The following is an 18,539-nucleotide window of genomic DNA, read 5'->3' as shown; positions in this document are numbered from 1 at the left end:
AGCCTGAGGTCTCAAACGACGTAACTCCGCTTGCTGAACTTTCAGGCTTGGGCGCGGCGAAGACCTATTGCATAGACGTGGTCGACTCGATGCGGGCGTATCTCGCTGGAACGCGGCCCTGGAGCGAATGTCCGCACGGCCTATTGGTGTCCGGCCCTCCCGGCACCGGTAAGACCTCGCTGATGCGCTCCCTGGCCCGCGAGCTGCCTAGCGTGCACTTCATTGCCACTAGCTATGCGCAATTTCAGTCACATAAATCCGGTCACCTCGGAGACGTGACCTCCTGCATCCGCGCCACGTTTGCTGAGGCATTTCAGCGGCGCCCCGCTATCATATACATCGACGAGTGCGACGCTATCCCTGCGCGCAGCAACGGTAAAGACAACTCCTGGTGGAATGCAATAGTTGCCGTGCTGCTAGAGTGCATGCAGGGCTTCGAGCAGGTTGAGGGCGTCTTCGTGTGCGCCTCATGCAACGATCCTAATCGTCTTGACCCTGCGCTTATCAGGGCCGGACGCCTCGATCATCATATCAGGGTCGAACTGCCTGACGTGGCCGGATTGATGGGCATTTTCAGAACGCACCTTGGCCCCGATTGCGCGGGCGCCGACCTGCGCAATGCAGCACTTGCCGCTCGCGGTCAAACCGGTGCCGACGTCGAAAAGTGGGTCCGCATGGCCCGCCTGGCGGCGCGCAAGGCCAGCAGGGATCTCACCGAGGAAGATCTCGTTCGCGTGGTCCGCGATGGGAAGCCCGACCTTCCACGAGATCTTCGCCTTTGCATCGCCTACCACGAAGCCGGACACGCGATCGCGCACCTGGCGCTTGGCACCGCCATGCCGAAATCGCTCTCGATCGGCAGCGACGGTGGCTTTGCGGAGAGCGCACCGGCAACGCCCCAGCTCCCGACCCGCGATTATCTCGAAAGGCTTCTCATGATGGTCTTGGCCGGGAGGGCCGCAGAAGAGCTCAAGTTCGGTGAGGCAACGACCGGCGCCGGCGGAACGTCAGCAGGATGCGATCTGGCGCGCGCGACAAGCCTGGCTCTGAGAATCGAGAGTGCGTATGGATACGGTCATACGGGTCTCGTGACGCTCAGCGAGGACCAAGTCACCGACGCCCATCTGCTCATGAATGGCCCGCTCCGTTCGGCAACCAACGAAACCCTGAAGCGCTCCTACGCCAACTCGCTGGCTCTGCTCAAGCAGAACGAGCGGTCGCTTGACGCGCTGGCGGAAGCTCTGTTCGCCGCCGGCTATCTCGATCAGGTCGAGATCGCCGTAATCATTTCCGCCAACCCGCTCGCCCAAACAGCGGCCGTCCTGGCTCGCGAGCCGGCCTCTCCCCCGTGCTGATTAACATTTGCCCGCTAGAGACAGGCTCACTCGAACTTAGAAAGAAGACCATGCACAGCGAAGCCAACGAGGCACTAGCGAAGCAGCTGGAAGCAACCGGACATTACAGGGTGCTGCGCCGCATCGCGCCGCACGTCGCGGACTACAGTTCTGAAGGCGGGGCGAAGATCGGCATCGTGCTCGACGTCGAGACCACGGGTCTCGATACCAATCGGGATGAGGTCATCGAGCTGGCCATGATCAAGTTCGCCTATTCCGCCGAGGATCGAATTTTGGGGGTCGTGGACATCTTTCAAGGTCTGCAGGAGCCGTCGTCCCCAATCACTCCAGAGATCACGGCACTGACCCGGATCACCAACGAAATGGTTGCCGGCCGAGCGATCGATCCACTGGCAGTCGATCGCTTCGCTTCCGAGGCCAACATAATTTTGGCGCATAACTCGGCGTTCGATCGAAAGTTCACGGAAAGATTTTGGCCGGTCTTCGTGCACAAACCGTGGGCTTGTTCGTCGAGCGGCATCCCCTGGAAAGAACATGGCTTCGCGAGTGCCAAACTCGAACACCTGCTGGCCGCCTGCGGCCTCTTCTATGATGCGCACCGTGCGGTCGACGACTGCCATGCCCTCCTGAGCTTACTGACCCGGGATCTTTCGCACACCTCAACGACCGTCCTGGCTGACCTCCTCGAGCGCGCGCGGCGAAAGACCGTCCGGATCTGGGCACAAGGGTCGCCCTTCGAACTGAAGGATACCCTCAAGCGCCGCAACTATCATTGGAGCGACGGTACCGACGGACGGCCAAAGTCCTGGTACAGGGATATCGAAGAGGAAATGTTGGGAGCCGAGCTGCGCTTTCTCAAGAGCGAAATCTACCAGCTCGACATCGACATTCTCTGGCAAGAGCTCACCGCACTGGACCGATATTCTTGTAGGGGCTAGGGCGCGCATAACGGTCTGGTTGTAGGTTCGAGTCCTGCCGGGATCGCCAAAGTGTTTCTGCCAGCAACGATTTCGATGAGTTATCGTCACGATTGCCTAACTCGCCGGGCTGGTTAGGCAATCGGATGTCGAATCCACCTTCGAGCTTGGTCATAGCGGCAACGGCAAGCTTCTTGGGCGGCTTCGCGGCAGTAGCGCTCTATCTCTCGGATATCGGTGTGGCCGGCGATGGACATGATCTCCAGCGCGCTGCATCCAGCCTCCGCCAAGCGACGACAGGCGGCTTTGCGCACGCCGTGTGGCGAAGACTTCGTCGGAGTTACACGCCCGAATTCTGGACAGCCTACCGTGCGGCCATGAGCGCGGACGAGCCGCCACAAGTGACGCGGCGCGTTCACGCCGGCGGTGCTTGGGTGCGCCACTTCGAACAGCGCGGCGTGGGACAACGCTGCAAAATGTTAGTGCAGCGGCGCACGAAGCTTTCGGCAACATCTTCGCTCATCAGTTGAGCGATCTACCAAGGTCAGAATAGATCAGTCCCAGTTCGTCGTCGGACAAAGGGCTGTTCTCTTTGGCGGCGTTTGGAGCGCAGCAGCCAATGCTTTCTTGATGTCCAAATTTGTACGGGTCGCTCTCGCGCAGGCCCTGCTGGAACAGCGCGATGGCGTCTGGGCCGATATGGACGCTGTGGCGCCGCTTGTTCCGTTTGAAACGCGATGGCCTCAGTTGGGCTCACCGAATGCCTGCAACGCCCGCAGAACGTGCCCGCCGAACGCCGAATGCCGGCACCCGATGATCGGCCACAATGGTCCACTGGAGCCTTGTCGATGCCGACCCATCTGCGCCCCCGAGGTTAGCTGGGCTTTTACGGTCGAAATGGCCGAAGCGCCTTGCGGCCAACGAGCTTATTCTCAAGCTCAAGACCCCCGACCATCCAACCGCGCGCCGAGAAGTACTCTCGCTCCTTCGGAAGATCGGGTCTCCGTGATCAGCTCACCGGACCACCCCAGTCGAGCAGAAATTTGAAACCGCTGTTCGCGGCTGGATCGACGGCGTCGCCTTCGAGGTCGCGGGTGTCGCGTCAAGTTCGATCCGGATGCTCTGACGTCGGGACCACGGTCTCGATGCCGTCCGCGGCGAGGCCTTCTAACTGGCGCCAACCAAGTGCGCCTGTTCGGTTGATGACCCTTTTGGAAGTGATCGATCCGGACACCGCCCGGACACCTCACTGCAGCGCAAGCGCGCATGATCTCTATAGGAGTGGTTGAGCCCATCGAAGGAGAATGATGAGAGCCCGGGATCCGATAGGTTTTCATCGAGGTGCATAGGTCGTTGACATCGGGTATTGATCCGAATTCCGCGTGTGACCGCGTCGTCATTTCGAACCGGAAGAATTCCGTCGCGGTTCGCGTTTGCCATTGCGCCGGAATGTGGGAGGGGCTTTTCAGCGCGTCCAACCTAGTTCAGCGTGCCCCCAGCGCGCTGCGTCAGCCCACGTAGGACCCAGCAATGATCACACGCGGCGGAGGCGCAAGCCAACCGGCTTCGGACCTTCAAAAATGAACTCTAAGCCCCTCAGCTCGAATGCTTTGCGTATCTTCTCGAGCGTTCGCTCGGTCGCCCCTCGAAACCCGCTTTCAATGCGATAAATGGTCCGCACCTCGACGTTCGATGCGTCTGCGAGCTCTTGCTGCGAAATATTCAACCAAGCCCGCGCAGCACGGATTTGTTCTACCGAGACCATATCTTAAGACCTTGTTAAGGTTATTTTGTCGAATCACCTGACATCTCAGGGCCACGATGAGAAGGATATTCCGACCACCAACGCAAGCCCTCGCGGGCGCTAATACCGCGAGGGCGTCGTCAGCGAAAGGACGTCGGTATGAAGGACATGAACAAGGCCCCTGGGCGCGACAGAAAGACTGCGCGCGGGCTCCGCAGGGATGGCGACAACCGCGCCAGTGAACGCGGCGCCGGAATGCCCCTTCCTTCTCTCGGAGATCAGGCGTGGAGATTCACAGCAGCTCCGACCTGGCCGTTTTCCCCGAAAGAAAGCACGCCGCTGACCTGGTGGCGCAGGTTGCCCGCGCATGTCCTTCGTGACCGGGAGCGCGCGCAAATCAGCGAGACCCTGCGTTACGTCGACGTGCTTCGTTCTGACGCCGAATTCCGGGCTGCCCTGAACGGTGACGCCGATGCCGCTATCGCGAGGGCCCTGTCGATGATGCCAATCAACAGCATCGATTTTCACACCGACATCGCGATGACGGCATTGCTGCGCTGCGCGCTCGCTGGTCACGCAGCCGCCGCGCTCGTCCTTGCGCAGATCGTAGGGCTCACCGACGTCGGGCACGCCCTCTCGAGAGAACTCTCGGTGTCGTGGCTGGGGTGGGGCTTCCGCTACTCCACCGAACCCGAGAAGTTCGGTGAGGCCGGCGCCGTGGTGTTGTCGGCGATCAAGGCCTACGAGAGCGGAACGAAGGAAGACTAGCCGAGCAGTCCTATCCGCTGTCACGCAGGACCAGGTCGAATCCCAGGTCCGCGCGGCCATCAGCGGTGACGTCGATGCCGCCATCGCAGCCGCACTTTTCTTGATGCCGATCGAAAGCATCGATTTCTGCACCGACATCACGATGACAGCGCTGCTGCGATGTGCGCTGGACGGCGACGCGTCAGCCGCCCCGGTCTTAGCGCAGATTGTTGGTCTCACCGACGTGGGTCATGACCTCACGCGGCAACTTTCGGTATCGTGGTTGGGGTGGGGAATCCGCCACGCCACCGACACCAAGAAGTTTGGCGAGGCCTGCGCCGTGGTCATGACCGCGCTGAACGCGCACGAGAACGAGGCGAAGGATAGCTAGTTTAAGCCTGGGAGACGGGCTTCCTGTAATTGCGCCCCGACAACTCGACGCGCTCACGGCGCCCTGTCTCAGCCCTCCCCAGCTCCCCCTGTAGGACTGCGCCGCGGCCAAGTGGGAAACGCAGTTCGGGGCAACTGCGTGGACGTAGCGACCGGCACCAGCGCGATGTCAGCAGTTGCCCGAGCTACCGAAGCTGCAGGAATATCCATCTGCGACGTCGAGTCCTCCGACAAAGAGCCATTCTTGATCGCTGCCGACGCACCGTCGATCTCGACCACCTTGGTGGACAATCCCGAAATTGCCGTGGACTCATTGGTCGCAGCGTTCGCAATTGGAGTGGACTCAGCATGGACAGAGTGCACCGTCACCTTATCAGGGAAAGCTTTGGTCACGCGATCCAGTTGCGCCGCGTCCACTCGCCCATGCCAGTACCCGTACGTCCCGTCACGCGTGAATCCAATTCCCTTGAGCAGCGCGACCCGGTGACCCCGCTTGTAGGTCGTGTACTTGACCGTGATATCAGCCACCTGATCCACACCGAGCTGCAAGCCGCTTACGGGCTGGATCAAGGTCTCGGACGAGCTCCTTTCGGCACCTCGTGAGTGTGAGACGGGCAAGTCCAACCGCTGGAAGACGGCCACGATCTCGGCGGCCGGCAGTTCGAGAAGACCCTTCTCGGTGGCGAGGGCGAGAACCAAGTCCCGCCGAGCAGCTGCGACCTCCTCGGCCAGCGTCTGGCAGCCCTGTTGGAGCGCGGCGAGCCGCTGATTTTGGGCATCGAGTTTCCTCTCAGCTGCTTCGATCGTACGGACACTTTCGATCACGGAACCCATAGTTAACCTCCTGTTTCCCCGATCTTTTTATTGTTGCATGGGATGCGGAGCGCTCGAAGCGGATTGATTTCTTGACGCTTTCCGGACGGCGAACCGCGCTCAATATGCAAAGTGCCCTGGGACCCCCTTTTCGTGGCTATCGCCTACCTTAGAATCACCTTTCCGCGCCTTTTGCCCGATGGCGGCGCAACGAAATGGCTTGCCTATCTCGGACGCTATCGGGCGGTCGACCGTCGGCTACGGCGCACCTTTGACTTCGAAGCCATCGCCGACGATCTGGTGTACGACGAGGTGATCCTGCCCGATGGCGCCCCCGCGGAGTATGCCAATCCGGCCATACTGGCTCATGAGATCGACGCCGCCGAAGCACGCCGGATGCGCAGCTCTGAAGGCCGAAAGCGTTGGCCCCAGATTGGCGCAGCCTTCGTGCTGGCGCTGCCCCCGGATTCCGAGTTGACCTACGACCAGGCGATTGAACTCTCTCATCGCCTCGTGGACCAAATCCGGCAAGATCTTCCACTCGCGATTTACCTGGCAATCCATGACCCGGCGCGCGAAGAGCCGGGAGCAGTCAACCGGCATCTCCACCTGATCGTGACACTGCGTAGGCTCGGTCCAGTTGGATTCATGCTGCACAAGATCCGTGGACTCTTCGCCAGACCGAGGACAGCGAAGACCTCAAAAGTTCAAACGAACTATATTGCGGAAGGAATCCATTGGCCGCGGCTCACAAGAGAGCTGCTCGAATCGTACTTTCTCGAACTCGGCCTAGACCTGACCGTTGATCCGCATTTGCCTATCGGACATCGCCATTGGTCCGTCTCCACGATCCGCAACGAGCCCGAGAAGGTGGAGAAACACCGACAGAAGATCCACGAGCGAAATGAAGCGATTGTGCTCGGAGAAGCGTCCCTTCTTGTAGACAGCCTACGTCGCGGGAGAACAACCGTGAGTGCCGGCGAGATACGGCGGATCCTCACACCGTTCATTGACCGGGACTCCGATCGCGAATTTCGTTTGAATCAAATCCTTGGAGATCCCGAAATAGTCACCTACCTGCTTCATGCAGAAGATCCAAGGGCAACACGTCTCACAACGCGAGCGATCCATCGGCTTGTTACTTCCGCGACCGAGATCATCGACCGTATGGTGCAGGCCGACAGCGAGCCCTTCGTTGCTGTGGTGTCAGGAACAAATGCTACAACCGTGATGCATCAGTTAACGGTCAGAATTGAGCAGGAATCGAGCCGCCGCGTGCTGCTCGCAGGGCTCGTAGAATCCCATTCCTCCGCTCTTCGAGATCAGCTGAAAGAGGTCGATTGCGCCGTCACCACGCTTGATTCACTCCTTAAACCCAAATTGCGCACAGCGGATTCGCCCGACGATCCACTCGAGATTGGACCAAACGACCTGATCGCAATCGCACGCTCCGAGCAGCTCGATGACGAAAGCTTAGCCAAGCTCATTGTTGAGGTGTCCCGCTGTGGCGCGCAATTGATGCTTGGCTATGACGAAAGCCGCCAAACAGGCGTCGTTAGAAATGGCTTGGCAAGGTGGATTTCGGAAAGGCTCAGATATTTTCGCCGCGAAGAGATTGAAGCCGAAGACATCCTGCGCTTGCTGAGATGCGGCCGAATTGACCATGCGGTCTTGCTTTTGGACCAACAGGGCGCCTTGCAGTTCGAGGCCGACGATCCACATTCGGGAGCGGCTCCCGAATTCATCGTCTGYGACGATATGTACCAGCTCGCCCAGATCAACGCGGAAAAGCGAACTACAAGCGCGAGCAAGCTCGAATTTGGTCCTTATACATTCGCTCCTCATGACTGGATTGCGTTTACAGCTACTGACTACAGCCAAATTCCACCGGCAATCCGTAAAGGTCGCCTGGCACAGATTGTTGGTTTTCTTCACGATGGCTGGCGGATTTTGATCCGCCATCCCGACAATACCCTGCAGGAAGTTGACCTGCAGACTTTCTCACATGTGAGAACCGCTCGCGCCATCACCATCGCTGAGGCTCGCCAGGCCCCCGCGGGCGCTCGATTAGAGATCCGACTGACGAAAGCGCGCCGCGCATGGAGCGCACTTCATCTTGCAGCCGCCCGAGGCGACAGTACTGTGATACGTATCAGCCCTTTGGTCGCTCGGAGCCTCGAAGAACTCACGGCCACTACACGACGAAACTTGCCTGCAGCGTTACCGACGGAGCTTCTCGTAGGCTCGGACTCTCCGACCGAGGTATTGCAAATTCTTATGACGGCTGAGGCTGTACCGTCCTTGGCTCCATCTCCAGGTAGCAAAACGGCCTTCGACCTCGAGGATTTTCCAACCCCGGGCGGGAATGGTTCTTGGCAAGTCGATCCCCAACCAAGTCCGAAACACGGGCTAGACGTAGTCACCCCTGACCCGAGTTCGTCCTCGGAAAACGAAGGCCGTGCCCATCCGTTTTCGGGCAACAACATCGTCCCTCAACAGTTCTTTGACACGAAGTATTTGACTCGGCTACGAACGCAAGTCCCGCGTAACCTCTTGCACGAGAAGCTCTGGACCTCCCTCGCATCGACTCCAGACGGACAGTCGTTACTAGACCGCTTGTGGAGCGCGTTGCATCCCGAAGCATCTGACAGGGAGGACACTTTCGCAAGGCTAAAGGATCTCTTCGGCCTTGCGCCGCCGACCCTCGAGCTCATCCAGGTCACCATGGACATCGGTGGCCGGCGCGCGGTGCCACGAGACGGAAACTTGGATGTAGAAATCCAAGAAGACGATGACCTAAGAAGGCCTAGGGATTGGAGCTCGACGGAGATCCATGCGTTCGAGCGTGATATAGAGGCATTCGCCCGGCCTTCTTGTATATGGAACGCGGCGTTCGATCCACTTGGGGATGCCGCGCCCCAGCCGCCTACTCGTCCGTAAGCGGTTCGTCGAACGGGCCATGGCTAGTCAAGAACCTCGGCCGCCACAGGCCCCGCCTCATAGAGTTGACCTTCTTTTTCGAGTGTCTTCCGACGGGTGTTTGCAGCCGCGACAAAGGCGCTGAGCTTATCGAGGTCGGCCTTGATTTCGGTGAACTTGGGAAGATCAGCCGGCACTCCCGCTGATTGGTCGTGGCCGGAATACTTCGAACACCGCGTCATGCCGGCGTGCACTGCCTCGTAGTCCGCTTTCTCGACGCGGGCGGCCCTCAATTTTAGGGTCGCTACGTTGGGCCGGAAGCGGCCGACAACGCCCGCGAAAAGAATCTCTTCGATGGCGTGCTCCCACGTTTCGCGCATCTTGCCGTATCCATCCGTGACAAACGAGCGCTCGAATAGGTCGGCTTCTTCTTTTGCAGCAAGCCGTCGCGGCAAACCGAGCAAGAAATGCAGTTCCAATCCTTCGGATCGCTCCGACAGCACCTTTCGGGCTTCCTCGGTCACGTCCTTATCGAGGTCCGAGATCCCGGCGATCACGACAAGCCGGTGCGCGTCCGGCGTTTGGGCGGCATATTACACGGCTGACCGTCTTCCGAGGCAGATTCCACCGGCCCCCCCTTCAGCCTTGTGGCGGCCACTGATTGCGGGCAGACTAGCTGCGAGAGGCAACAGCCATGCAACGCCGGCTTGCGGCCATTTTAGCGGCGGATGTGGTCGGCTACAGTCGGCTAATGGGCGCCGACGAGGTGGGGACCCTCAATTCGCTTAAGTCGCACCGCAGGGAACTGGTGGACTGCGGCATTTCCGAGCACCACGGCCGCATCGTCAAAACCACCGGCGACGGGATGCTGGTGGAATTCGCCAGCGTCGTGGATGCGGTCGCCTGTGCGGTCAAGATTCAGCGCGGCATGGTGAGGCGCAACGCAGGGATTGCTGCAGAACGGCAGGTCGTGTTCCGGATTGGGATCAACGTTGGCGATATCATCATCGACGGCGACGATATCTTCGGCGACGGCGTCAACATCGCGGCACGTTTGGAGACGCTCTGCGAGCCCGGYGGCGTATGCATATCCAGGGGGGCAAACGACCAGATCCGGGACAAGCTGTCGATGGCTTTTGCTGATCTGGGCGAGCAGGCTGTGAAGAACATCGCGCGCGCGGTCGGCGTGTTCGGGCTCACTGCCAAGGATATCGAGGCTATTCCAGACGCCGCGCTTCCTTCGTCTTCGGAAGACATGGTGGCCGCGTCAACCGTACAACACAAGCAGGAAATTCATTTCTGCCAGACCCGCGACGGCGTGCAACTGGCCTATGCCCGGACGGGCCAAGGGCATCCGCTGGTGAAGACGGGGCACTGGATGACCCACATCGAATTCGACTTCGACAGCCCAATCTGGCGGCATCTATACCAGGAATTGTCCCGCGAGCACCTTTTCATCCGATACGATGCGAGGGGAAATGGGCTTTCGGATCGAGACATCCCGGACGTAACATTCGAGCGGTTCGTCGACGACCTCGAAGCGGTAGTCGACGCCGCGGGCATCGAACGGTTCGCGCTGCTCGGCATATCCCAGGGATGCGCGGTCTCGATTGCCTACGCGGTCCGGCATCCGGAGCGAGTGTCACATCTGGTTCTCTACGGAGGTTATGTCGTCGGCTGGAAGAAGCGCGCCAGGACCGAGGCAGAGAAGGCGGCCGGAGATGCGATGCTGACGCTGATGCGGCTGGGATGGGGTCAGGAAAACCCGGCCTTTAGGCAGATGTTCACGTCCCAGTTTATTCCGGACGCTAACAAGGAGCAGGCCGACTGGTTTAACGAGCTACAGCGCATCTCGAGCTCGGCCGAAGACGCCGCGCGCAATTTACTGGCAAATGGCGAAGTGGAAATCAGTACATTACTGCCTCAGGTCACGGTGCCGACCCTTGTCATGCATTGCCGCAACGACGCGAGGGTGCCGTTCGAGTCGGGCCGTCGGCTGGCCGCGGGGATTTCCGGCGCCCGCTTTGTTCCTCTCGAGGGCCGGAATCACGTCATGCTAGAGGGCGAGCCAGCTTTGGCACGCTTTCTCGACGAGCTCCGATCATTTCTTGCCTCCGATACGCGACACAAAAGCTAAGGGATACGGCGGCTCCGCTTTGCCGATATGTGCCGGCTTGCCCCTTGCTTGCGTCGGCGGGTTACCAACCCGCGCACCTGATCGATATGTTGCCAATTCATAGAGGAGGCATTCATGAAGCGACGCGACTTTCTGGCGCAAACTGCTGCCGGCGTTTCCTCAAGTCTGCTTCTGGGGACTCTTCACTCCGAGAGGTATCGTTTCATCGGCGCAGCGCTCGCCGCTGGCGAGGTTGATCCGCGGAAAGATACCTTTGAGCAGAAACTGGCGGAATTTGCGATCGCGATCAAGTTTGAAGCGCTGCCCGCGGACGTTATCTCCGCGGCGAAGCGGGTACTTCTCGACACGATTGGATGCGCATTTGGATCGGTAGGAAGCGAGCCTGCAAATATAGCCGATGCGACAATTCGCAAGACCTTCGGAGACGGCAATGCAGCAACCGTGATCGGCTATCCGCGGCCCGCTACCGTAGAAGGTGCCCTGTTCGTGAACGGCGTCCTCGTCCGCTCCCTCGACCTGAACGATACCTATATTGGCACCGAGCCGCTTCATCCGAGCGAGGTACTTCCGACGGCTATCGCGCTTTGCGAGGAGAATGGACGAAGCGGTCGCGACCTCATCGAGGCCATGGTCGCCGGCTATGAAGCCAGCATGCGTGTCAACGATGCCATCTCCTTCATCGAGCGTGGTTTCCATCCTTTGTGTGCGGCCGCCTACGGTATCCCTCTGATCGCGGGCAAAATCTGGGGACTTCCCAAGGAAGCCATAGCCAACGCAGTCGGAATATCCGGTGCGCGTGGTTTTACAAGCTTTGTCGTGAATAGTGGCGCGATCAGCATGATGAAGGCCATGGGACTTGCCGCCACTGCGACTGACGGCGTTTTCGCAACTAGGCTCGCCGCGCAAGGTTTCACCGGACCATCCGGCACGCTGGAATGGCTGGCCTCAAAAATGAAGCCCGTCAAAGAAGGCTTTACCGTTGACCTTGAGCTTGCGCAATACCGACTGCCGCGGGTAGCGGTTAAGCGCTTTCCCATTCAAATCGAGCTCCAAGCCGTGGCAGAGGTCGGCGCATCGCTCTCAGCGAAGATCAGGGATCGTGCACAAAATATCCGGTCGATCACGGTTGAGACTTATCCCGGAATAATCGAGCGCGTTGCCGATCCGACGAAATTCAAGCCACAGACAAAGGGTACCGCCGATCATAGCCTTCCCGTCTGCCTTGCGATGGCGCTTCTCGACGGAGATGTGACCGTAGCTCAATTCGAGAAAGACCGCTGGCGGGCCTCGGACGTAATGGCGTTGGTGGAAAAGACAACGGTGAGGCCCGGCGAGGCGCTGATCGCCAAACTCCCCAAGGGGCGCGGTGCGAGCGTTGAGATTGTTTTCGCAGATGGTCAGTCCCTGCGCGAGATCGTTGAAGTGCCCGAAGGCGACGCGCAACGACCGCTCTCGCGATCGTCAACTGAACGCAAGTTCAGGAACTTCGCAATCCCTGTGGTGGGCGTGGCTGTCGCCGAGCGCGTCATGTCACTCGTCGATAGTCTCGAAACGCTGAGGGATGTCCGAGAATTGACCCAAGCTCTCCGTGGTAGTGGAAAACAAAACCCGGTGTGAGGCTGGATCGCAGCGATTAAACGTGTATGTCGGCGTTGGCCCATCAGAGAAATGGCGGCGCATCTCATTGAGGTCCATTTACCGATGAACGGCGGACGAGATTCGCTCAACCCGGAGCTGACGTCACATCGGTCATCCCTCCGTCTCTAGCGTTCAGCTGCGAATATACGCCCCTCGCAGGGATGCCCTCGAAGGATTGGGTACCGCGGTCGTCGAAACGCAGTCCAGAACCCGCTATCAAGTCTTTGACAGTGGTCGAGACCAAAACCTGTCAGGTCGTGTGGCCTATGCCGTCATGAGCTTTGGCGGATTTGTTGGGTTAGGCCACAGCCATTACCCCATACCTTGGGGCGCTCTGACATATGATTCGTCGCTTGGTGGTTTCCGAACAAATATCACCGAGCAACAGTTGAGGGATGCGCCTGAGTTCAGTGATGACTCGTGGCAGGATCGAGACTGGGAAACGCGGACCCACCAGTACTACGGGACACCTAGTTACTGGGAGTCGCGAGGTGGCTCAGTACGCTAGGCAGCAATGAGCCAGCCCATTAAAAGGCCCGCAGTGTTGAAAACACTGTGGGTCTTTTTGTGGCCAGCTGGATGTCCGCTTCGTCCGATAACCGACCGCGTTTGGTGCAATTGCAGAAAATGTCGCGATGGGTCAACAGCGCCGGTTTGATGGGCGCTGTGTCACTTCCGGTCCGCCCCGATTAGCAGACCATATCTGAGCCAAACCGCCCTTCGCCGTTGGGCCACGAGCCGACATTCCATGACAAGAATGTGCGCCATCATACTGCCAGTTCGTCGAGCAAGGCATTGGCCTGCTTCACGTCCAACGTGTCAAAGCCCTCTGTGAACCAACCGTAGATCGGAGCGAGAAGTTCTCGGGCCTCATCTCCCTTCCCTTGATCGCTCCAGAGCCGCGCCAAACTCATCGCGGCGCGCAGCTCGAACGATCTTGCCCGCTGCTTGCGGGCGACTTGGAGGGCGTGAACAAAGTTTGCTTCCGCTTCCTTTGCGGAAGCTCCCAAAAGCAATAGGATTTCACCTTCAATTCTGAGCACGTCGGCGTGCCAGAGATATTCGCCTGTTTCGGCTATCAGCTCCTTGGCTTTGCTGATTGTGTTCACGCCTGCCCGCAAATCTCCTGCGCGTGCCTGCAGGACCGCAAGGAGCGAATGGTAGTGCGGTGAATGAAATAGAGCCTGTTCTTTGGCGGCATGTATCCCCTGTTTCATCAGCGCAATGCCATCTTCCAGCCGCTCTGCGCAGCCGATCGCCCAGCCCTTGAGTATTTGACCGCGATTACTAGCCCAGAGTGGCACGCCGAGTGCGTCTAAATTTTCCACGTAGTTTTTGACCTCGTCCATCTTGCCAAGCAGCACGGACAATTGCGCACTACCGTAGATACCAACGATGCCGTTGGTGTTTGCGTGTTTTGCATCCAGGGCATATTTAATTGCTTTTTGGCGTGCTGCGACTGCTTGATCGGGATATCCCAAGGCCCACAGGCTCAGTACCAGAAAGGCAAGGCCCGTCGCGTGCGGATCGGAATAGTAGAGCACCGAAAGAGTTTGGTCCGTTTCGATCCTTTCGATTGCAAGGATCTGTTCCAGCTGTGCTTTCGCGGCCTCAAACTCGCCAATTTCAAGCAGCGACGCGCCCATGGCGCGGTGCGCTATCAGTCGCGCTACGCGGTCGCCGGTGTGCGCGGCCAGCGATTGGCAGCGCTCCGAATACTCAAGTGCCTTGCGGATCTTGCCGCTCGCTATGCAATAGCCATACTGCCCGTAAAGGCTCGGCAATAGATGCTGCGTGTCGCCTAATTTTTCACACAACGCGATCGCGCGATCGCGTGCAGTCCCGACAATCGGATTGCCATACCCATGCTGAGCCGCCAAAGGCGTCCCCAAGGCGAGCTGGAAATCGAGTTCCTGCCGATCTTTCTGGGTTGAATTGGGCAGCATCATCAACATCTCTAGGCCCCGTCTGAGATGACGCACCGCCTCCTCGTCTGCGGAGCGCTCCGTCGCACGCCGTCCGGCCTTCAGCCAGTATGAAATAGCTCTCTCTGCCTCTCCGGCATTCGTGAAATGGTACGCAAATAGCTCGGGCTCGATGCTGGCACGCTCGGGAGAGAGCTGTTCGAACACTTCGGCAATTCGTGCATGTAGCTTCTGTCGAGGCGCCCGCAGAAGCGTGCTGTAGGCGGCATCTTGCACCAAAGCATGCTTAAAGGCGAATCGCGCCTCTGGCGGCATTCCGCGCCGGTACACAAGTTCGGCGGATACCAACTGATCGAGAGCCCCATTCAGCTCAGCTGAGTTCCGCTGCGCTACAGACAGCAGCAACTCGTAGGAGAACTCCCGTCCGATAGCCGCGCCAACCTGGGCCACCTCTTTGGCGAGCGGGCCGAGCCGATCAAGTCGAGCCATCAGCGAGGCATGGAGGCTCGGAGGAATGGCGACAGATGACGCAGGAATATTTGCAGCTGCTCGCTCAGCATATTCCTCACCCGCCTCCACCACCGCCTTCGTCATTTCCTCGACGAACAGGGGTATGCCATCAGTGCGCTCGATAATGTCCTGTCTGATGTGCGCGGGAAGCAGCGCGTTTCCGGCCACCCCGTCGATTATGGCTTTGCTGTCGTCCTCRTCGAGGCGGTTTAAATGAAGTGCGATGATAGAGACCTTTCCCATCCACGGCGGGTTGAACTCGGGTCGGTGCGTGATAATCAGCAGCACCCGGAGATCTCTTATGCTATCGACCGTACGACTGAGTGCTTCGAGGCTCGTCGGATCGATCCAATGCACGTCCTCGAAGATCATCAGGACCGGACTGAGCTTGGCTAGAGCCTTAAGTTGCCCAGTTAGCGCCTCAAATGTCTTTTGTCGGCGCTCCGACGGAGTTAACTCTAGACTTGGATATCGCCCGTCGTTCGGTAGGGAAAGCATTTCAGCGAGCATCGCGGCGTCTTGTCGTGGCGTAAAAGTCTGCGCCAACAGGATGTCTATTTTATCGAGCTTTGCTTGTACCGGGTCATCATGCGCGAACCCAGCCGCGCGCTCTATCTGGGCAATGATCGGGTAAAACGCGCTGTCCGTATACTGCGGCGAGCAGAAGTAGCGCAGGCGCGCGTGCGGCTCGGGAGCTAGTCGTTCGATCACCGCAGCCGTTAGCCTTGATTTACCAATGCCCGGTTCGCCGGAAACCAACGCCACTTGGCCTTGACCGTTTTTTGCCTTCGACCAGCGGCGTAGCAGTAGTTCGACCTCTTCTTCGCGCCCGATGAGTTCAGTTAGTCCACCTGCATGTAGGGCCTCGAACCGACCCTCGACTAAAGAGGCTCGCAGTGCTGCCCAAGCTCTAATGCGGCCCGGAATACCCTTAAGTTCGTGGGGTCCAAGATCGGCTAACTCAAACAGATTGCCCAGGAGCCTTCGCGTGCTCTCGGCGATAACCACAGCGTTCGACTCAGCCAGGCCTTGGAGCCGCGCGGCAAGATTGGGCGTCTCTCCGACGATACCGCGCTCCTGGGCCTCTCCCGATCCGATCAGATCGCCGACAACCACCAGCCCGGTCGCGATGCCGATGYGGGTTTGCAGAGGAACGGACATTTTGAGCGCGCCAACTGCAGCAATCACTTCCAGTGCGGCGCGCACAGCCCGCTCGGCGTCGTCCTCGTGCGCCTTCGGATAACCGAAATAAATGAGCAAGCCGTCGCCCATATATTTGGCAACGAACCCTCCGAAGCGGCGCACTGTCTCCGCGACGCAAGTCTGATAGGCCGAGATGACCTCACGGAGGTCTTCGGGGTCCATGCGTGCTGAGAGCGCCGTTGAACCCACTAAGTCGGRGAACATCACGGTGACCTGGCGGCGCTCGGCAGTATCCGTGGCGGCCTTGTCGGCTTCCGGCAGAGCGCCGGATAGCGGCGTGGGTGCGCCCGCTTCAGCGCGCAAGGCCGCGACAGCGTCGAGCAGCTTGCGGCGATGCCCTACAATTCGGACGCCAAGGTCCCTCAGGTCCTCCGCCGTTAGACTCGGCAGGACCGTGTCGTCGATCTCATTCTCGCGGAATGCCGCCTCATATTGGTCGAGGCCAAGCCTCCGCAACCAACCTGCGACGTCCATGACGGCGCCCTCTTGTGCCGACCGCTGCATGATCCCTCAGTGGAGACTGTCTGTCTAGGGAACCGATGACCGGGTTTGGGTCAAAAGCGGCAGTCCGGCGCTCGCATACGGCAGGTCCGGTCTGCCCTTGATACCGGACCTCTTATGCCACGACACCGGTCCGATCCCGATAGAGTGCAGGCGATAGTCGGGCCGCCGCGCACGCCCATCTTGGGCGCGCTCAAAAGCCGCCGCACCGCCGAGCCTCGTGGGGGCAGGCACCACCCGTAAATTTCCCAAGTGTCGGCTGCTAGGCGCGCTGGTTAGCTGGTGCAGGTTGAGCGCCGCACCATGAAAACACCGAAGCCAAAGCAATGGGCCGAGCAGGAGGTCCGACGATTGATCAGGCTGGCTTGGCAGGGAGTTGGCGCATCAAAAATAGCTGCCGAACTCGGCCGCCACGCCGATGGCGAGAGCCATGGGAATACTGGTGAAGAAGTAGCCGCCGTCGGAGCGCACTGCGCAAGCTGTGCTGAAACCTGCAAGACGGGTCTTAGAACGCCTACTGGCTCGGCCCACGATGCCGGTACGGCGCCCCGGGACGGACGGGCGCAGCGGCGGCACAATTCACCGGACCAGCACCCTGCGGCTAGAGTATTCTCAGCCAAGGTGCGCCAGCAGGAGCCAAGCGGTAAGAGAGAGGCAGATGGCAATTCCGGAATAGGGCAACGCGACTCTCATGGTCGATCCCCCACAAAACAGGCCCCATACTGGCTCTTTAGCGGTCGTTCGTCCATTACGATCTTGAAAGGCGCGGCGATCCGACCCGCACTCCTTGCGCCGGACTCGACTTGGCCACCCGCTTTCCCATAGGCTTACCCATGGGCTGCTGCTTTCCAAGTACAACTAACGGGGAGCGAAATGGCTGAAAAAATCGACGTCGAGGTGACCGGCAAATCGCAGTTTGAAGTCGCCTACGAGATGGCGAGATTCATTCTCATCAATATGGAGGGCCGCCAGATAAAAAAGATAAAGCGGCAAGAGTTCTTGCACTTGGTGGCCGACTGCATTGAAGCCTTGCGGGGCATCAAGGTCAGGGAGATCATCAGCTAACGAGCGAGGCTGGCCTGCACGACCGCCCAACGCGACATCAGCCCCCAGCCCCATCGCGGTGGAGCGGGATTCTCACAAACCCGGTGGCTTCGCGTCCGGTCCGCCGACAATAGCCAACATTGCAACAGTGTCAGCCTTGTTCGGCAAAGGGTCATGAGCGTAGGGTTGCAAACTTCCGGTCTACCCCTCTGAACCGACATATATATCGGCACCGCTTCAACGGTAGCGAAGGGCCACGAGCAGAGGGCAAGCTTCCACTCACTCCCCTAAGGCGTGGGGAGCGATCTTAATGCCGCCGAACGTTAGCCCAATCTGATTTGCCCTGTTTCGAACGGCCTTCGGTGTGCGCTTCAAAGATTCCGCGATTTGCCCGGGCCGGCAACCTTTACGGACCATTTCGCGCAACCGCTTTTCGTCTTCAGAGGTCCAGTGCTTGATGATCGGATATCGGTCACTGCCCATTGTGGGCTCGCTCCTGCTGATCGACCGCTAATTCGTGGCGGACATGCTTTTTGATTCATCGGGCTTTGTTTGCGACGACGATATTGCTGCAATCACCAGGGCGGCGACGCTGGCCATCGGCGTTTCACTTGATTAGCCCGAAGATGATCCTGAGCGTCGCATCGCCATAATCAGCGATGACKGACGTGAGATTGGCACCGTGCCCGTGTATTC

Annotated in this window: 14 protein-coding genes; 8 read left to right on the top strand and 6 right to left on the bottom strand. The window is 59.3% G+C overall.

Annotation, left to right across the window (positions count from 1 at the left end):
* Both AC1D00_RS02775 and AC1D00_RS02770 read left to right on the top strand, forming a co-directional pair.
* Positions 1-1,355: AAA family ATPase (locus AC1D00_RS02775; protein WP_477009577.1), on the top strand; the 1,355-nt coding region annotated here is incomplete at its 5' end.
* A gap of 50 nt (positions 1,356-1,405) precedes the next feature.
* On the top strand, positions 1,406-2,293 hold the full coding sequence (locus AC1D00_RS02770; protein ID WP_477009576.1) for a 3'-5' exonuclease: 888 nt from the start codon (positions 1,406-1,408) through the stop codon (positions 2,291-2,293).
* Between the two features lie 113 nt (positions 2,294-2,406).
* Here the strand turns inward: AC1D00_RS02770 and AC1D00_RS02765 are convergent, their stop codons facing one another.
* Together AC1D00_RS02765 and AC1D00_RS02760 are read right to left on the bottom strand one after the other, a co-directional pair.
* A complete protein-coding gene (locus AC1D00_RS02765; protein ID WP_477009575.1) occupies positions 2,407-2,586 on the bottom strand; it encodes a hypothetical protein in 180 nt (59 codons plus the stop codon).
* A 1,220-nt stretch (positions 2,587-3,806) separates the two neighbouring features.
* Positions 3,807-4,037, bottom strand: coding sequence for a helix-turn-helix transcriptional regulator (locus AC1D00_RS02760; protein ID WP_477009574.1), 231 nt, complete (start codon positions 4,035-4,037; stop codon positions 3,807-3,809).
* A gap of 138 nt (positions 4,038-4,175) precedes the next feature.
* Here AC1D00_RS02760 and AC1D00_RS02755 point away from each other — a divergent pair, with 138 nt between their 5' ends.
* Positions 4,176-4,784, top strand: a complete 609-nt coding sequence (locus AC1D00_RS02755; RefSeq protein ID WP_477009573.1) for a hypothetical protein — start codon at positions 4,176-4,178, stop codon at positions 4,782-4,784.
* Positions 4,785-4,887: 103 nt separating this feature from the next.
* The gene (locus tag AC1D00_RS02750; protein WP_477009572.1) at positions 4,888-5,154 is read left to right on the top strand and encodes a hypothetical protein; all 267 of its coding nucleotides are present in this window, start codon (positions 4,888-4,890) and stop codon (positions 5,152-5,154) included.
* 68 nt (positions 5,155-5,222) lie between these two features.
* Here the strand turns inward: AC1D00_RS02750 and AC1D00_RS02745 are convergent, their stop codons facing one another.
* A complete protein-coding gene (locus AC1D00_RS02745) occupies positions 5,223-5,987 on the bottom strand; it encodes a hypothetical protein (protein ID WP_477009571.1) in 765 nt (254 codons plus the stop codon).
* A 132-nt stretch (positions 5,988-6,119) separates the two neighbouring features.
* Here AC1D00_RS02745 and AC1D00_RS02740 point away from each other — a divergent pair, with 132 nt between their 5' ends.
* Positions 6,120-8,906 carry a MobA/MobL family protein gene (locus AC1D00_RS02740; RefSeq protein WP_477009570.1) on the top strand — a complete coding sequence of 929 codons (2,787 nt, stop codon included), beginning with the start codon at positions 6,120-6,122 and terminating at the stop codon, positions 8,904-8,906.
* Between the two features lie 23 nt (positions 8,907-8,929).
* Here the strand turns inward: AC1D00_RS02740 and AC1D00_RS02735 are convergent, their stop codons facing one another.
* Positions 8,930-9,409, bottom strand: coding sequence for a hypothetical protein (locus tag AC1D00_RS02735; RefSeq protein ID WP_477009569.1), 480 nt, complete (start codon positions 9,407-9,409; stop codon positions 8,930-8,932).
* A 170-nt stretch (positions 9,410-9,579) separates the two neighbouring features.
* Between AC1D00_RS02735 and AC1D00_RS02730 the strand changes: the two genes are divergently transcribed.
* Together AC1D00_RS02730 and AC1D00_RS02725 are read left to right on the top strand one after the other, a co-directional pair.
* Positions 9,580-11,022 (top strand): alpha/beta fold hydrolase, encoded by a 1,443-nt coding sequence (locus AC1D00_RS02730; protein ID WP_477009568.1) that lies wholly within the window; start codon positions 9,580-9,582, stop codon positions 11,020-11,022.
* Between the two features lie 114 nt (positions 11,023-11,136).
* Complete coding sequence (locus tag AC1D00_RS02725) at positions 11,137-12,639, top strand: MmgE/PrpD family protein (protein WP_477009567.1); 1,503 nt, start codon at positions 11,137-11,139, stop codon at positions 12,637-12,639.
* A gap of 788 nt (positions 12,640-13,427) precedes the next feature.
* Here AC1D00_RS02725 and AC1D00_RS02720 read toward each other — a convergent pair.
* On the bottom strand, positions 13,428-16,772 hold the full coding sequence (locus AC1D00_RS02720) for an adenylate/guanylate cyclase domain-containing protein (RefSeq protein ID WP_477009566.1): 3,345 nt from the start codon (positions 16,770-16,772) through the stop codon (positions 13,428-13,430).
* 900 nt (positions 16,773-17,672) lie between these two features.
* On the opposite strand from AC1D00_RS02720, the gene AC1D00_RS02715 reads away from it, so the two are divergent.
* Entirely contained in the window at positions 17,673-17,864 is a 192-nt protein-coding gene (locus tag AC1D00_RS02715; RefSeq protein WP_477009565.1) for a hypothetical protein, read from the top strand.
* Between the two features lie 258 nt (positions 17,865-18,122).
* On the opposite strand, the gene AC1D00_RS02710 is transcribed toward AC1D00_RS02715, so the two are convergent.
* Positions 18,123-18,326 carry an SANT/Myb-like DNA-binding domain-containing protein gene (locus AC1D00_RS02710; RefSeq protein WP_477009564.1) on the bottom strand — a complete coding sequence of 68 codons (204 nt, stop codon included), beginning with the start codon at positions 18,324-18,326 and terminating at the stop codon, positions 18,123-18,125.
* Positions 18,327-18,539: the final 213 nt, after the last annotated feature.

Source organism: Bradyrhizobium sp. P2_E8 (genome assembly GCF_056403875.1).
This window is presented reverse-complemented; position numbering and strand designations above follow the sequence as displayed.

Excerpts from the sequence above, each read along its gene's own strand:
- AC1D00_RS02770 (WP_477009576.1), top strand. The coding sequence starts at position 1,406 with ATGCACAGCGAAGCCAACGAGGCACTAGCGAAGCAGCTGGAAGCAACC.
- AC1D00_RS02760 (WP_477009574.1), bottom strand. The coding sequence starts at position 4,037 with ATGGTCTCGGTAGAACAAATCCGTGCTGCGCGGGCTTGGTTGAATATT.
- AC1D00_RS02755 (WP_477009573.1), top strand. The coding sequence starts at position 4,176 with ATGAAGGACATGAACAAGGCCCCTGGGCGCGACAGAAAGACTGCGCGC.
- AC1D00_RS02750 (WP_477009572.1), top strand. The coding sequence starts at position 4,888 with ATGCCGATCGAAAGCATCGATTTCTGCACCGACATCACGATGACAGCG.
- AC1D00_RS02745 (WP_477009571.1), bottom strand. The coding sequence starts at position 5,987 with ATGGGTTCCGTGATCGAAAGTGTCCGTACGATCGAAGCAGCTGAGAGG.
- AC1D00_RS02725 (WP_477009567.1), top strand. The coding sequence starts at position 11,137 with ATGAAGCGACGCGACTTTCTGGCGCAAACTGCTGCCGGCGTTTCCTCA.
- AC1D00_RS02715 (WP_477009565.1), top strand. The coding sequence starts at position 17,673 with ATGGCTGAAAAAATCGACGTCGAGGTGACCGGCAAATCGCAGTTTGAA.
- AC1D00_RS02710 (WP_477009564.1), bottom strand. The coding sequence starts at position 18,326 with ATGGGCAGTGACCGATATCCGATCATCAAGCACTGGACCTCTGAAGAC.